17 protein-coding genes and 1 tRNA gene are annotated in these 15,288 nt (G+C 51.4%); 11 read left to right on the forward strand and 7 right to left on the reverse strand.

Annotated features, from left to right (window positions below; all coding sequences use genetic code 11):
- The first annotated feature begins 67 nt into the window (after window positions 1-67).
- Genes flgM through MIB40_RS03220 form a run of 3 tightly spaced genes read left to right on the forward strand, consistent with a single transcriptional unit; the run spans window position 68 to window position 1,664 of the window.
- Entirely contained in the window at window positions 68-397 is a 330-nt protein-coding gene (gene flgM, locus MIB40_RS03210) for a flagellar biosynthesis anti-sigma factor FlgM (protein WP_249690731.1), read from the forward strand.
- Between the two features lie 10 nt (window positions 398-407).
- A complete protein-coding gene (locus tag MIB40_RS03215; RefSeq protein WP_249690733.1) occupies window positions 408-887 on the forward strand; it encodes a flagella synthesis protein FlgN in 480 nt (159 codons plus the stop codon).
- 51 nt (window positions 888-938) lie between these two features.
- Window positions 939-1,664 carry a flagellar brake protein gene (locus MIB40_RS03220; protein WP_249690735.1) on the forward strand — a complete coding sequence of 242 codons (726 nt, stop codon included), beginning with the start codon at window positions 939-941 and terminating at the stop codon, window positions 1,662-1,664.
- A 23-nt stretch (window positions 1,665-1,687) separates the two neighbouring features.
- Here the strand turns inward: MIB40_RS03220 and MIB40_RS03225 are convergent, their stop codons facing one another.
- The 3 genes from MIB40_RS03225 to MIB40_RS03235 all read right to left on the reverse strand — a co-directional run bounded on the left by MIB40_RS03225 (window position 1,688) and on the right by MIB40_RS03235 (window position 3,111).
- Window positions 1,688-2,287, reverse strand: a complete 600-nt coding sequence (locus MIB40_RS03225) for a TIGR04282 family arsenosugar biosynthesis glycosyltransferase (protein ID WP_249690736.1) — start codon at window positions 2,285-2,287, stop codon at window positions 1,688-1,690.
- A gap of 15 nt (window positions 2,288-2,302) precedes the next feature.
- Window positions 2,303-2,980, reverse strand: a complete 678-nt coding sequence (locus MIB40_RS03230) for a TIGR04283 family arsenosugar biosynthesis glycosyltransferase (RefSeq protein ID WP_249690745.1) — start codon at window positions 2,978-2,980, stop codon at window positions 2,303-2,305.
- 55 nt (window positions 2,981-3,035) lie between these two features.
- Window positions 3,036-3,111: transfer RNA gene (locus MIB40_RS03235), tRNA-Arg, on the reverse strand.
- Between the two features lie 112 nt (window positions 3,112-3,223).
- On the opposite strand from MIB40_RS03235, the gene MIB40_RS03240 reads away from it, so the two are divergent.
- Window positions 3,224-4,114, forward strand: coding sequence for a DMT family transporter (locus MIB40_RS03240; protein WP_249690748.1), 891 nt, complete (start codon window positions 3,224-3,226; stop codon window positions 4,112-4,114).
- On the opposite strand, the gene MIB40_RS03245 is transcribed toward MIB40_RS03240, so the two are convergent.
- Entirely contained in the window at window positions 4,093-4,935 is an 843-nt protein-coding gene (locus MIB40_RS03245; protein ID WP_249690750.1) for a M23 family metallopeptidase, read from the reverse strand. The genes MIB40_RS03240 and MIB40_RS03245 overlap by 22 nt on opposite strands.
- A gap of 86 nt (window positions 4,936-5,021) precedes the next feature.
- Between MIB40_RS03245 and MIB40_RS03250 the strand changes: the two genes are divergently transcribed.
- The 3 genes from MIB40_RS03250 to MIB40_RS03260 are packed head-to-tail and all read left to right on the forward strand — an operon-like array spanning window position 5,022 to window position 9,444.
- Window positions 5,022-5,777 carry an ABC transporter ATP-binding protein gene (locus MIB40_RS03250; protein ID WP_249690752.1) on the forward strand — a complete coding sequence of 252 codons (756 nt, stop codon included), beginning with the start codon at window positions 5,022-5,024 and terminating at the stop codon, window positions 5,775-5,777.
- A complete protein-coding gene (locus MIB40_RS03255) occupies window positions 5,774-8,287 on the forward strand; it encodes an FtsX-like permease family protein (protein WP_249690754.1) in 2,514 nt (837 codons plus the stop codon). The genes MIB40_RS03250 and MIB40_RS03255 overlap by 4 nt, the downstream gene beginning before the upstream one ends.
- Complete coding sequence (locus tag MIB40_RS03260) at window positions 8,284-9,444, forward strand: lipocalin-like domain-containing protein (protein ID WP_249690756.1); 1,161 nt, start codon at window positions 8,284-8,286, stop codon at window positions 9,442-9,444. Before MIB40_RS03255 ends, MIB40_RS03260 begins: the two co-directional genes overlap by 4 nt.
- Before the next feature lie 172 nt (window positions 9,445-9,616).
- On the opposite strand, the gene yidD is transcribed toward MIB40_RS03260, so the two are convergent.
- A complete protein-coding gene (gene yidD, locus MIB40_RS03265; RefSeq protein WP_319941612.1) occupies window positions 9,617-9,874 on the reverse strand; it encodes a membrane protein insertion efficiency factor YidD in 258 nt (85 codons plus the stop codon).
- Window positions 9,875-10,135: 261 nt separating this feature from the next.
- Between yidD and MIB40_RS03270 the strand changes: the two genes are divergently transcribed.
- Window positions 10,136-10,423, forward strand: a complete 288-nt coding sequence (locus MIB40_RS03270) for a hypothetical protein (protein WP_249690760.1) — start codon at window positions 10,136-10,138, stop codon at window positions 10,421-10,423.
- A 75-nt stretch (window positions 10,424-10,498) separates the two neighbouring features.
- Here MIB40_RS03270 and MIB40_RS03275 read toward each other — a convergent pair whose 3' ends face one another.
- Both MIB40_RS03275 and MIB40_RS03280 read right to left on the reverse strand, forming a co-directional pair.
- Entirely contained in the window at window positions 10,499-12,334 is a 1,836-nt protein-coding gene (locus MIB40_RS03275; RefSeq protein ID WP_249690762.1) for a hypothetical protein, read from the reverse strand.
- Between the two features lie 167 nt (window positions 12,335-12,501).
- Window positions 12,502-13,059: a DNA-3-methyladenine glycosylase I gene (locus tag MIB40_RS03280; RefSeq protein ID WP_249690763.1), complete on the reverse strand. Its 558-nt coding sequence runs from the start codon at window positions 13,057-13,059 to the stop codon at window positions 12,502-12,504.
- Between the two features lie 143 nt (window positions 13,060-13,202).
- Between MIB40_RS03280 and MIB40_RS03285 the strand changes: the two genes are divergently transcribed.
- From MIB40_RS03285 to MIB40_RS03295, 3 genes are all read left to right on the forward strand, one after another.
- Complete coding sequence (locus MIB40_RS03285) at window positions 13,203-14,165, forward strand: NADPH:quinone reductase (RefSeq protein ID WP_249690765.1); 963 nt, start codon at window positions 13,203-13,205, stop codon at window positions 14,163-14,165.
- 91 nt (window positions 14,166-14,256) lie between these two features.
- Window positions 14,257-14,625, forward strand: coding sequence for a hypothetical protein (locus MIB40_RS03290; protein WP_249690767.1), 369 nt, complete (start codon window positions 14,257-14,259; stop codon window positions 14,623-14,625).
- A gap of 105 nt (window positions 14,626-14,730) precedes the next feature.
- Window positions 14,731-15,102 carry a hypothetical protein gene (locus tag MIB40_RS03295; RefSeq protein ID WP_249690769.1) on the forward strand — a complete coding sequence of 124 codons (372 nt, stop codon included), beginning with the start codon at window positions 14,731-14,733 and terminating at the stop codon, window positions 15,100-15,102.
- The last annotated feature ends 186 nt before the right edge of the window (window positions 15,103-15,288 follow it).

Below are 15,288 nucleotides of genomic sequence, written 5' to 3' on the forward strand. Positions count from 1 at the left end.
CTAAAGTTCCTTTATCTGCCGCCGCTAACAAGTTTGACGGTAAATACTAGGTTCAGAGGGCGCCATCATGGCCATCAACGTTAACAACAATCTGTTAAATCCCGCAGGCACTCGCAGCAGCGAATCCAATGAGCGCCGAGGCGATGCTGTAGCACCCCCAAAAGCAGATCAAGCCCAGACATCCCAAGCCTCAACAACCAGGACAGATTCGGTTAACCTGAGCGCTGAAGGCAAAAGCTTGCGCCAAATCGAAGAAAAGCTGGCCAGCCAGCCCGATATCGATCAGGACAAGGTTGCCAGAGTTAAGCAGGCCATCGCGGATGGCTCCTATCAAGTGGATGCTCGTAAACTTGCTGAAAATCTCTACAGTCTGGAGACACAGCTAAATAAACCCTAACGGAGATGCCATGCCAGCGCACGCCATCCTGAAGCTATCCCGTCAAGATATAGAAACCGTCACCAACCTAAAAGAAACTCTCCAGCAAGAGCGCCTGGCTTTGGAAAACAGTGATGCCGAATCACTGGAAGCCCTGCTGAGCGACAAAACCTCCCAGCTGAACCAGATCAATGACAATGCCCGTCGTCGCAGCGAATTACTCGCCGCTCTAGGCTTCCCAAACGACCGCGATGGAATGCAAAGCTTTATTGCCACCCTCCCGCAGGAAGAACGAACCGAACTATCTGCCCTATGGGACAATCTGGAAACTACTCTGGAAGAGTGCAAAGAGCACAACCTTATCAATGCCCGGGTATTGCAACATACTCGAGGCGTAGTTGATCGACTCCTGACCATCTATAGAGGTTCTGCAGCAAAATCTGTTAGCCTGTATGGAGAAGACGGGACCCAGACCCGTGATAACGAACACCGAAGCATCACTAAAGCCTGAATACTATTGTTAAGTAACGACGGGGAAGTCGTATAAGGGTTGCACATCAATATGGATTCCAAAGACAACTTTCGCCGGCTTACTACACCTCGCGAGATTGCCCATTATTTAAAAATCTCCAAGGACCAAAAAGAGCCGGTAACGATTTACTTTCCTGAACGAAAAGAGGGCTTTCGTTCTTTTTTTGTTGGTGTAGATACGGAACATCTGGAAATCGAACTCGATTCCATGGTGCCGACTCTCGGCGATCGCTTTATTCGAGCCAATGAAACATTTGACGTTATAGGCAGCGTGTCCGGTGTACAACTGAGATTTAACAACAACACTCTGGACAAGCTGAATGAAGATGCCGATGGTAATCCAGGCTATTGCATCCCCTTTCCCAATGAAATGCGTTACATGCAACGCAGAGATGCCTTTCGCGCACAGATACAACATTCCATTCGAATCAAGACCGTGCTAATTCATGAGGAGTTTCCTCATAAGATCAGCGGTTTCTTATCTGACCTGTCCGCTACCGGCTGCCGAGTTGTTTTAAGGCAGGCCGAGCTACAGGAGATGCAAGTCGCCAGCGGAATCAGTTTTAACTCCCTTCGCTTTCAAATTCCAGGCGGTATAGAGATCGATACCATTGCGACAGTACGTAATGTGCTCATCCACGAAGAGATTGAAGAAGTACAAATTGGACTCGAATTTACCGACCTTTCTGGCATCAATGAGCGACACATAGACCGTTTTGTAAATCAGTTGCAGCGCGACGCACGTCGCGACCGATAACCGACTTCCCGCTCCAACATCGCTTAATCGGACTGCCAGCGTTTAACATCCTCCGGATGATCAACATCCCAGAGTGTCTCCAACTCTTTCCAAGCGACGCCTTGCTGCTGTAATTGTTGTCGACTCTGTTGCAGCACTGCCTCTGTTCCCCAGTCAATATTTTCGAAAATAGCCGGAACATTCTCACTCGCTCCCACCAACACATAGCCTCCGTCTTCAGCTGGTCCAAAGACTATTGGGGCACCCTCTTCCAAGGCCGCAAACGCAGCACTGATGTACTCGGGATTGATGACCGGACAATCGCTGCCGGTAATCACTACCTTGTCATACCGCTGCAAGTTAAACTCGATCGCCTGTTGCATGCGCCGACCAAGATCACCTTGTGTTTGCAAGTGTTTGGACCAGACATCAAACCCAGGATCAGAAAATGCCGAATGCTGGAGATCAAAGCCCGCCCACAGCTGCTTCTGGACATTCTGACAACGGTTGAAAACCGACGCAGTATGCTGCAATAAAGCCTCATGTACTCGGGTTGCAGTTTCAGCCCCCAACTGAGGGATCAATCGCGTTTTCACTTTGCCGGCCACCGGAGGTTTGGCAAAAAGTAACAAGGCATCCGTCATCTTCACTTGTATCCTTTAATTCTGTTTACGATATTGACGCGCCAGAGACTGGGTAGAGACACCCAAAAAATAAAGGAGCCTCAACTTCCACATTAAGAAGATGGTTCTGAACACCCCCGCCGATTGCCAGCGTCGGCTGGAGGTTTCCAACGGTGTATCAATACAGACCGGCGGACTGTGCACTTTCAGTCGCTTACAGAGCTCAACATCCTCCATTAACGGAATATTGGCAAAGCCGCCCATCGCCAGAAACAGACTGCGACGGACAAATATCGCCTGATCACCCGTCGCTATCCCTGTCAGTCGGGAACGATGATTCATAAACCAGGCAATAATAGGAAACATCCAGTGTTGACCACTAAGCCGGACATCGAACCGTCCCCAGCTTCCTTCATGGGAAGCTGCCTGGAGCAAAGCTTCGGCATCAGAGGGTAACCGGGTATCGGCATGCAGAAACAGCAAGACATCTCCCTCGGCCAGATTGGCACCCGCCATCATTTGTCTGGCCCTACCCGGTTCACTTATGATCGCCTTATCAACCCAGGGTGTTGCCAGCGCTAAAGTCCCATCCTCGCTACCTCCGTCGACCAGAATCAGCTCATGACCTGCCGCGCGAAAATCCTGCAACGGGCGCAGATGAGTTTCTATCGAGGCAGCTTCATTAAGAACAGGGATGATTATAGAGAGGCGCATCAGAGTGTTCCGAGAACTCCTGGATGACATAATATTGGCTAGCAGAAGGAGTAGATGGCGCTCCCACAGGGACTCGAACCCCGATCGATCGCTTAGGAGGCGACTGTTCTATCCGGTTGAACTATAGGAGCGAAGTTGGCAATCTTACAGAATCAACGCGCATTTGCAATGCTGCCTGACCCACCTTAACTGGCGATCGATAAAGTTGCCGCCCAAACCGTTTTGCGGTAACGAGAGACTGTAATGGATTCACAGCAACGCTTGCGCCTGATCGCCTACAGCGGATTGATCATAGCCGCCCTGTCATGGGCCGGTAACGCGTTGGTAGGAAAATACACAGCGGGATCGATTCCTCCAATGGCGTTATCAATGGGTCGTTGGAGCCTGGCTCTATTAATACTCTTACCCATTGCAGGCTTGCAACTGTGGCGTTATCGCGATGTGGTGAAAACCCACTATTGGAAGATCCAAATCCTGGCGATATTGAGTATCACCTGTTACAACAGTTTCCTCTACCTGGCAGTGCAAAGCACTACGGCTATTAACATCACCCTGATCACTACCGCCATGCCGATTGCGGCAATTATCTTTGCTTTTTGGTTACTCGGAGAGCGGCCTCGTCTTTTACAGCTGGCTGGGGTGAGCTTATCTCTTATTGGTCTGTTTATTTTGATCAGTGAGGCCAGCTGGCAAAGAATCGCCCAACTGGAGTTTCATCAAGGTGATTTGATAATGAGCATTGCCACGGTTTGTTGGGCGCTGTACTCAATATTGCTGAAGAAATTCTCGCCCCCTATTCCGCCAGCCCCCCTCTTATTGATCTTAATCGTGCTGGGTGCTCCGGTGATCTTTCCCTTTTACTATTGGGAATCCTTATCCACCAGCTACTCAGCTTCTCTGGATGATCTTTGGGTGTTTGTATTTGTTGCCCTGCTGCCCTCGATCATTGCCTATTTATGCTGGAATAATGGGGTTAAGGTTCTGGGCTCAACGGTGCCAACCCTGTTCAGCTACCTGATTCCCATTTTTACCATTTTACTGGCCATCCCTTTACTAGGCGAAAAACTTTTCGCCTATCATGCCATTGGAGGAATCTTAACCTTTGCCGGCCTCTATTTATCCACACGTTCCTGAGCCAGTACTTCGCTCATCGGAGGAACTAACAGAGTGGGATCGATCCTTTGCTCGAACCAGTTCATACGCCAGTCCAGATGAGCGCCAGTAACGCGCCCAGTCGCCCCGACTTCTGCCACGGGTTGGCCCTGACGAACAGTTTCACCGGCCTTGACCAACAGCTTGCTCAAATGCAAAAAACTCGATGATACGCCATGGCCATGGTCCATAATCAATGTGCCCCCGGAAAAAAACAGATCGAGCTCCGCAAAGGTGATGACCGCATCTGCAGGGGCTACGACAACAGTACCGGTCGGCGCTGCCACATCGACACCGTAATGAGGTCGACGTGGTTCCCCGTTATAAACACGCTGACTGCCATAAACCCCGGTTATTGGGCCCGTTAATGGCCAGATAAAAGTCTGGGTAAAAAACAGCTGAGGAAGGTCTTGTTTGCGAGCCTTTTTTACTCGCGCATTTTCTGCACGGATACGAATCAGATCATCCTGGTTAGGCTGCATGATTCGCCGGGCAATCCCATCGATGCGTTGAATACGATAATCGCGACTCTGCAATGACAAATCATAATTCTGGGTTGTGCCATCAGGAGAGGTTATTTGAAAGCGTTGCTGCAACTTGGCATCCCGGTCGAAACCGATGGCAAAGGTACCGTCCTCAGCAACCTGCACTCGACGTTTACCAAGCCAGACCTGATGATCGGGATCCGTTTTACCAATATACAGACTGCCCTGAGTTAGGGGTTGTGCCTGGTCAGCAAATGCCAAACCCGCCATCATAATTAGCACAAAAAGCAGGCAACTGTTCCACCGCATTATGTTCATAGGAATTCCTTCAAAAACTCTGAGCGCGCATCATTTCTACACTATATTCAAGCAATCAGCAAAATCACTGTGCCCGGTTTAATTACATGACTAAAAAACAGGGCGATTATCCTTGGGCTATCTACTCCCAAGGGCCTTTGTTATCGTATTTTCAAAGCCTGCCAGTCACAACAGAACAGGGCACTCCCGTGATCGTCAAAACCCGGCAACTCAGTAAAAAATTCAGCCAACCCATTTTACAAGCCGTCGACCTTGAAATAACCGCGGGTGAAACGGTTTTGCTGTTGGGCGAAAGCGGTTCTGGTAAATCGACTCTGCTCAATTTATTGGCCGGTTTACAACTTGCCGATAACGGCAATATCTGGATTGCTGACCAGCAACTGGACCGTATGAACGACCACCAGCGCACTCTTTTGAGAAGACGGCATATCGGGTTTATTTACCAACATTACAATCTGATCCCTACCCTGACCGTAGCAGAAAACCTTCGCCTGCCCCTGCAACTGAACCGCTTAGCCGGTCAGGAAAACCGTCCTGCCGAGTTACTCGATGCCGTTGGCTTAAGTAATGCCTGCCACCGCATGCCTGGCTCTCTGTCCGGCGGAGAGCAGCAGCGCGTTGCCATTTGCCGCGCCCTGATCCACCGCCCCGATCTGGTTCTGGCTGATGAGCCAACGGGGAGTCTCGATAACGTCACAGCACGCGCCGTTACCCGACTGATGTTCGAGCAAATTCGAGCCATGAAGCAGACTCTGCTCATTGTTAGTCACAATGAAGCGCTTCGTGATCAAGTCGATAAAAGTTACCGATTACACGACGGCAAGCTGGTTCAACTGCCATGAATCAGCCGATCCTTTTGCTGCTACGCGCCATTGTAGGCCATTATCGCAACCACCCCTGGCAGCTTCTGTTAATGTGGGTCGGTATCGCGGTCGGCGTAGCAACCATTATCGGGGTCGAGCTATTAAATGACAGTGCACGGCGTAGCATCGCTTCATCTCAACAACAGCTCACCTCCGGCGCCAGTCATATCATCGAAGGCGATGCACTTGCCGTTGAGCAAACCTACCGCAGGATTCAGCGAGAAATCCCCGGTCTAAAAGCAACGCCATTGCTCCGTATTCCCCTGACAGATCCAGACACAGGACATCAACTGGAACTGTTGGGAATCGATCCGATTACCCTGTTTGATTTACAACCCAACTTCAATCAGGAGTCATCCTTTCAGGTCAACCCTGAAGAACTCATACCGGCAAAAAAGGGCCTGTACCTTGATCAAGCAACCGCGCGCATGATGGGCTGGGCAACGGGTCAGGAACGGATCCTCGAAGGCCCTCTGGGATCAAGTTCATTGCGGTTATTGAAAACCTTCGACAGCATTGCCGTATCCATGTCGGCCAACAAATCTATTGCTCTGATGGATATTGGCAAGGCAATGTCGCTGTTCACCAAGGCTCCTGCAATCACCCAGATACGATTGAAGCTGGATGACGCCACACTTCAACAAGTGGAAGATCGAATGGTTGCTCCCGCCAGGCTACGTGCTCTGGAAAACCGAGTCGGCAGCCTGCTTAAGATGCGCCAATCCTTTGAACTCAGTCTCAATGCGTTAAGCGCAATGGCGTTGCTGATGGGTCTGTTTCTCGTATACAACAGCAGTCACTTTGGTTTTCTGCAGCGTCAACCATTGCTAGCGCAACTACGCTCAATGGGCGTCAGTAGTCGCCAGATTGGCACCTGCCTGTCGTTCGAATATGCCGTGCTGGCGATCAGTGCCTCTTTGTGTGCCGTCCCACTAGGCTGGCTGTTAGCACACCAACTGGCCAGTTTGATGAGCGCAGGCCATATGGCAGGAGGCCCCTCTGCCATCTTACTGAATGCCAACAACCTGATTATTGCCATCCTGATCGGCTGCCTGGCCAGCTTTGCCGCCTGCCTGCTGCCGCTTGTGAGCGCGCCAAAAACAGGCGCGCGCCCTTTTGGTTCAGCGATAAATGTAAGCAATAGCAAGGTCCATCACCCCCGCTGGCAACCGCTTGCCGCCATCGGCTTATTAAGCACAGCGGGCCTGTTATTGTCCCTGCCACACACCAGTATTATGGTGAGTTATGGTGCCATCAGCCTGTTACTACTCGGTCTCGCCCTGCTCACCCCGCTGATTCTGGCAAGCATGCTTAGTCTACTCGAACGATCGCAGAAAACAGCCAATGGGAGGCATTGGTTACCTCTGCTACTGATTCGGGAAACCTTGCGAAACCTGGGGCGCACTCGCGTCGCGTTAATGGCACTGATGGTTGCTGTGGCAACCAGTTTTGGTATGCAACTGATGATCGACAGCTTTCGCGGGTCCGTAGAACAGTGGTTGGATCAACGACTGAATGCCCCGGTCTACCTGCGCATGGCAAGCCAGAACCAGCAGCTACGGCCCGACATAGCACCGGCATTACTGACCGAACTAGGCGGTCTGGAGCGCATTGATTTTGTATCCGAGTTCTCCTTTCAAAAGCTGTGGATTCAGGATCGCCAGGTTGAGGCCATGGTGAATAACTTCCCTCCCCCTTCCCGGGAGGGGTACCTGTTACTGGAAGACAATGGCCAACCACCCTGGCCGCAACTGAACGAGGGTCCAGCAACATTGGTAAGTGAACCCCTCGCCTATCATTTGAATATCAGTGTTGGCGACTCCATAACCACCGAGATCAACGGCGAAGCTGTCAGCTTATCCGTGATCGGGATTTTTCAGGATTATGGTAGCGAACAGGGGCGGCTGCTCCTTGGCAAACCGTTCTATCAAACCTTAACATCGACCAGTCGTATCAGGGCTTTAGGCCTCTATACCGGCATGTCGCTGGAAGCGCTTCGCCAGCAGCTTGGCAACCGCTGGCTATCCCGCATCGAACTGATCGATCAACAAGGGTTAAAAGAGCGCTCACTAGCCGTATTCGACCAGACATTTGCTATCACGTCGGCACTTCAGCTACTGGCCATCATGGTGGCCTTTATGGGGCTTTTTGCTTCCTTACTCGCGATACTGATGGAGCGTAAACAGCAGATGAGAGTCTTCCATCAGCTTGGCCTGACGTCATTAGAGCGCGGCTGCCTATTGATGGGTGAAGGAATGATCATTGGGATAGCTGCGGGTGTTCTGGCCATTCCCGGCGGTGAAATATTGGCCTGGATTCTGCTAAAAGTGATCAACTTAAAGGCATTTGGCTGGAACCTCGATCTTATCCAGCACAATATGGCCTGGCTGCACCCCATACTGCTGTCCTGCTTTGCCGCCTTTCTTGCCACCCTCTATCCAGCCTGGCGGTTAGCGGGCCCGCCCCCTCAATCCGAGGAGGCGGAATGAAACCCTTGTATCGCCAACCGTTACTCATACTCACTCTTGCTTTGACCGTTCTTGCGGCGTTGCTCTGGTCTGGATTGCCTAACGATGATCAAAGCCCTGATCTCACAGAGCAAAACAGTCCTCTCACTTCGTTACTCGGAGGCCTGGAGCCTGAAGAGCCCTTTCCTCAAGTGAGCGCCCCACGGCCCTTCGACTTCCCCGCAGATCATCTTGAGCATCCCGAATATCAAAACGAGTGGTGGTACTTTACCGGGCACCTGAAGGAGGTTGGGCAAGATGATTATCAATATGGTTTTCAATTCACTTTATTTCGACACGCACTCGCACCTCCGCGGCCGGATGATACCGATTGGGCTTCCAACCAGATTTATATGGGCCACCTGGCATTGACAGACTTCACTACCGGACGCCACATGGCTACTGAAATTTTCAGCCGCAAGGGACCAGATCTCGCGGGAACAGCATTGCAACCACCTCAGGTTTGGGTGAAACACTGGCGGATCCAGTCGCAACAGAACGACCGCTGGTTACCCTTGATGTTAGAAGCAAATGCGCCAGAGCTTCCTTTGAAGCTTGCGTTAACAGCTACCAGCCAAATCCCCCCTGTGCTGCAAGGCATTGAAGGTTACAGTCCCAAGAGTCCAGCCACTGCATCCTATTACTATTCTTACACTCACCTTGAGATTTTCGGCACCCTGTCAACCGATAACAAGCATGAAACGCACGTTACAGGCCAGGCCTGGTTCGACCATGAATGGAGTAGCAGCTACCTGGAATCAGATCAAAAGGGGTGGGACTGGTTCTCCCTGCAGCTGGATAACGGCATGGCCTTGATGCTGTTTGAGATCCGAAGTCCAGTGCCTGAATTGAATACACGAACCGTCACTCTAACCGATGCCAACGGACAAAAAATCCCTCTGACACCCAGCGACGTTGAAACCTCGGTGACCAAACACTGGCAGAGTCCCAGCGGTAGAAATTATCCAGCGCAATGGCGGCTACGAATACCCTCACAACAGATGGATGTAATAATTACGCCACGAGTGGCTGATCAAGAAATGCGGCTTACGGTGGTGTACTGGGAGGGCGCTGTCCAGGTAAAGGGCACTCACCAGGGTGTAGGTTACGTAGAACTTAGCGGCTACCAGGAAGAATAATGGTATTCCCCAAAAACGCCCCAGAAACCAGACAGTAACGCTGATAAATTGTTATTATTTTCAAGACCGCCAGCGCCGGATGTAAACCGGCCAAAAGAAAACCTTATTCACCGGAAACTACCTGTGAAAAATGAGCGATGCATAACATCGCGGATAGAAAGCCAATATCTCGCTAGACTGAATGATCACAACGGGTTTGTTGCTGAGCCAAAGAGGACCCAGGCACCGGATCTATACCACTGCAACTACTGAAAGGATGACAGCGACCAAGGCGTTTCAATGACAACCAACCGCCCTTGATGACGCCATGCAATTCAATCGCTTCCAGCGCATATTCTGAACAGGTGGGATAAAACCGGCAACGCGGCCCTAACAGCGGGCTAATGGCCAGTTGATAGCATCGCAGTAGTTTTTTAATTAGATATTTCACGCTCATCCAGTCAACTGAGTTTAGCTTGAGTTGAATTATAACAGTTCAGCCTATTCTCAGCGATTGGGGCTCCAAGCAGGTGCCTGGCCCCTAAATTCATCATTGCCCACAGGCTTACCCCTACTCGCACCACGCCATACACTCCCCCCTCAATGAGGTTTGATGATCAAAGTCACTATTTCGTTCTTTTGCGGAAACTGCGTATTTACCCTGTAGCCACCGAGAGCTATGTTTATCGCAGAAAATCTAGAGGTAATACCAATGATCGGTTATTTGAAGCACCTCCTGCATAGGAATGAGGTCAAGCGACAATACGGCTTCTTCTCTGACTACCGCGTCTGTGTCATTGACCTGCTCAAACGATCCCTGACGGATCAATCACAAAATAAGACCGGGCTATTTGAAATCAATAGTAGTCAGATCGACGGTCGGCTATCCAAGGTGATTCAAAAAGATTGGCATAAAGGGGTCAATGCACACACCTGCCGCGATGAGTTGCTCCACGAAATGCACCAAATCAGCCAGTCATCTCATAAAAACGCGGCTTAATAATCTGCCTACTACTTTGACGACCCACTCTTTGGCGAGAGCGGGTCCCTTGCGTCAATACGATATCGATGTGGGCTAGTCAAAGATTCCTTTCAACGCCCCGCCTACCTCTTGACCCAGTTTCGACTCCACTTCTTTTTGGGCTTTCTCCCGGGCCTGCTCGACGTGTTTATCGGTCTCCTGTTTAACTCGCGCTTTCACCAGATCACCCGCGGCGGCGGCCAAGTCGTCTTTCAAGCCTTGCTGATCAACCGATATCGCCGGTGACGCCAGCGGACCGGTCAGCTGTACTCGAGTTTTTAAACGTTTGATTGGCGCTTCCCCGGCCCCTTCTATGGCAAGGGTTGCATTGGTAAGCACGACATTGAGCGGCAGCTCAATCGAAGCCTCGGAGCCCACAGAAAGGATTCCGTCCGCTTTAAGCGCCAACTCCCCCCCTCGCAGAGTCGTATCGCCATCCAGTTTCAGCTGTTCTAACAGAGGTTCAGCGGGCCATTTTTGCAGCAGGATGCCAATTTTGTTCTCACCCCCTCCCTGCTTAAACTGACCCAGAGTCAATCTGGAGAGCAAACGCTGATCGCTCGATTCAATCTCAATACGCGGCGTTTGAGAGGATAGCCATGGCTGGCTGGATATCTCCCGGGCCCTGATCTCCAGGGTGGCTTGTGGCCAATCCGTCACAGCAACCTTATCAGCAAACAGTTCACCCACGGATAGCGAAGGCACCTGTTGCACCAGATGATTGGCTCGAACGCTGGCGTAACCATAACGCTCAATTTCACGACGTAAACGCTCTTCAAGCGACTCTGCTGCCGTCGTTGTTTTTCCTTCTGAAGGCAAAGGTAAACGTTCAACCCACTGAGCAAGCTGCTGAAAACGTTGGCGCCACAGCTGTCCCGTGGTAATAAACTGGTCCAGATCCCCTTTCACTCTGCTGCCGTTAATCTCATTCTCTGCTGTAACAGGGGCAGCCGTTGACGCCTCCTGCACCGGTTCAACCAGGCGCTGTCCAGCCACCGCACGCGGAGAACCATAGGCACCCCCCGAAATCGCCACTCTGTCGAGGCGCAATCGTTTGCGCAGCAGATCCATGCTGCTGAGATTGGCCTCAATGCGATCTGCACTGAACAGGTTTCTGTCGAGATGATTCGGATCGGTCATCGCCAATCCCTCTAATACCAGACGCCCGTCGGCCAGATCCAGAGTACCGCCTTCAAGCTCGACAGTGGCGCCATTCGCCCGTTCCAGGCCGCCACGAAGCTGCTCAATCACCCAGCTACTGGCAAGCAGGCTTTGGGCAAGCCATAACAAGAGACAAAGCGCGATGGCGACTAGCACCCCTGGCCAGCGAATCAGCTTACCCCGGGCCTGCAACACCTCTTCGTAACGCTGGCCGCTGCCAGATCCCAGAAACACCCAGGTGATCAACTTCCCGGTTACCCCCGCAGACAGGTTGGCATAAAGATCACTGTTTTTCTCAAGGGAAGCCATTTTGCGCCGGAAACCACCCAACACAACAATCAGGGCAAACGCACATGCCGCTCCCAAAACCAAACCTAGCACCAGGGCTCCGGTCGTCAGGTAATACTCAAACCCGAATAGCGCCAACACCGGTGTATTAACCAGAAACACAAAAAAGGATTCCGTCCCTCCCTCAAGCAACACGCGACCAATAGCAAAGCTGAGCGGCTGCAGTAGCAGCGAAAGTAATTTGGCGACAGCAAACAACAAGCCCACAAGCGTCAGGTTTGCATTAAACACCAGCAATAACAGAATGGTCGCGAGCATCAGTCCCGGCGCCGAAGAAAAGCCGGGAAGAAAACCCAGCACAACAGCAAGCATGGAACCGATGGCTAATTGTGCCGGGGTAGTGTTACCTCGAAGTAGCGCACCCAGTTTACGAGTGATCATTTTTATTCCCTTGGAAGTTGCTGAATACTGCAGGCAGAAAAACTACCCTCTCATGGCAAACTGTAATAATACCCTGACATGAGTGACACCACGCTTGCTAAACGTAGATAATTTAAGCATTTTCAGATAGCCAAATACGACCGCAAGTGGTCATCATGCGATGAGGGCTATTTAAGCTCCGCATGCCGGTAGCAGCTGGTAAGGTGGTCATTGACCATTCCTGTGGCCTGCATATAGGCATAGCAAATAGTGCTTCCCACAAAGTTAAACCCTTTTTTCTTCAAATCTTTACTCATTGCATCCGACTCCGGCGTAGTCACCGGAACCTCGGACATAGTTCGCCAATGATTCTGACGAACCTCGTGGTCCATAAAATGCCATATATAGTCATTAAAACTATCGACGGACTCTAATAAATCGAGATAGGCACGAGCATTACGCCGAAAAGATTCGATCTTCAGTCGATTGCGTATTATCGCCGGATTTCCTTGCAGCTTGGCCAGCTTGGCATCGCTGTACCGGGCAATTTTTTGAGCATCAAAACCGTCAAACAGTTTGCGATAGGCCTCACGCTTATTCAACACGGTAATCCATGACAAGCCAGCCTGCGCCCCTTCCAATAGCAGAAACTCGAACAACCGGGCATCCTCGTGCAATGGAACCCCCCACTCGGTGTCGTGGTACTCGCAATACAGTTCTGTGGTGGGCCAGGGGCAGCGTTCCATGTTCACAATCCTTGTTTGGACAACAGGCCAGAGGATTGCTTGATTACCAATCCTGGTCAAGTCCGAAGGGCGATATAGTCACTGTTGTTTTGGTAACGAACTGTCTATGCTATTGCGATTCAATATTCTGATGGGAGAAAGAGATGAAGGCGATTCAGGTTCACGAACATGGTGATATCGATGTTCTCAAACTCGAGGAGATTTCTGACCTGCAGCCTGGCGACGAGCAAGTGGTCGTCTCAATCAAAGCCGCCGGGGTCAATCCTGTCGATACTTACATTAGAGCCGGTATCAACAACTACAGCGCCCTGTTTCCTCACTGCCCTGGTAAGGATGCCGCCGGCACGGTGCTCAAGGTGGGTAAAGAAGTCACTCGGGTCAAGGCTGGTGATCGGGTCTACTGCGCGGGCAACCTGACCGGTGCCAGTGCAGAACAAACGCTCTGCAACGAAAATCAGGTACAGCCTTTACCCGACAATATCAGCTTCGAACAAGGCGCCTGTATTGGTGTGCCCTACACAACCGCCTGGCGCGCACTGTTCATTCGGGCCCACGCCATGCCGGCTGAAACCGTACTGATTCATGGTGCGAGTGGCGGTGTTGGGCTCGCCGCCGTGCAGCTGGCCAAAGCCGCGGGTTTACGGGTCATTGGTACCGCCAGCACTGATGTTGGTCGCGATTTGGTCTTGGCCAATGGCGCACACCATGCGCTTGATCACAACGACCCTGAACACCTGCAAGAGGTAATCGCCCTCACCGGTGGACAAGGGGTCAATCTGATCCTGGAGATGCTGGCCAACGTTAATCTGGGCCATGACCTGTCGGCTCTGGCCAAAGAAGGACGGGTTGTGGTGATTGGTAGCAGAGGGCCGGTAGAGATCAATCCGCGCGACACCATGGCTCGAGATGCCGCCATTCTGGGTATGGCACTGGCCAATGCAACCCCGGCAGAACTGCGACGCATCCACGCCTCAATCGTGGCCGGGCTCGAAAATGGGTCACTGAATCCGGTCGTCAACAAAAGCTTCCCATTAGCGCAAATGGGTCTGGCTCATGAGGCCGTATTGGAGCCTGGCGCCTGCGGTAACATTGTGGTCACGGTTTAGCCGGCCTAGCCCCGGGGTCAACTTAGGCCCCGGGAACCAAGCTTCTGCGTGATGGTCTCAACAAACAACAGGACTGAAAAGTATATTCATAATGATCCGATCGTTATTCACTGCCTTATTTGCCGGAGCCCTCTTGCTCAGTGGTTGCACTCAGCTTGAACAAGAAAACCTGCGCTACCCTCTAAACGTCAATACACACCTGTCAGGCAATAGACTCGAGGTCAGGGTAAATTCGCCGACCAAAGGCCCTGTAAAACAAGCTCAAATCCAGGTGATTGACGAAGATACACAGCAAGTCATTGTCGATGCGCCGCTCAATAATAACGGTCTATTGCGCTTTAGAGTCCCCTCCCTTTCGACCCGTTTGACCGTGTTGGCGGTTGATAACGAAGGCAATGAGGGAAGACGCCTGCTAACCGGTGATGAGCTGATGAACGACGATATTGGATCAGGGCAATAATTGGATAAAGCTGAACAAGCCCATCATGAGTTCCACTGGAAAGAGTAACAACGGGCACCGCATCGCTCTTGAGCTGACAAATAAGATATAGACCGAGATAGCATTATGATTCGACTACTTTTTTGCACTGCACTATTAAGCCTTAGTCTGCTCTCAGGGTGTGCTCAAATCGAGAAGCAGAACGCGGACTACCCGCTAACGGTCAATACCCAGGTCATCGGTAACCGTATTACTATCCGGATAAATTCAGCCAAAACGGGCCCCGTCAAGCAAGCCCAGGTCACCATCACTGACGATATTCGCCAGATCGTCTTTGACGAGCCGATGGGAAGCTCAGGAGTAATTCGTTTCCGGGTGCCCACCCTGGCAACAAAGCTAACCATCATCGTGGTTGATGCCGAGGGCAACAAAGGTCGAGCCATACTGATGGGCGACCAACTTAGGGAAAGCGAAGGCCGCAACCGACGCTGGTATTGATAAATCAATACCAGCAGGCTTTAAGGCACCTCTGATTAATTCAGAGAGATCTCTGCGGGTCCTAAAAATGGTTTTTATCAAGGCGAAGCTGGCCGTTCATGTCGAGACCTGGACAAGGGCTTCAACACCGAGAAAAACCATTTTTAGGACCGCCCTACGGGGCTTTCGGGCGAATCCAGCCTCTTT

Source organism: Aestuariirhabdus haliotis (assembly GCF_023509475.1).
GTDB lineage: Bacteria > Pseudomonadota > Gammaproteobacteria > Pseudomonadales > Aestuariirhabdaceae > Aestuariirhabdus > Aestuariirhabdus haliotis.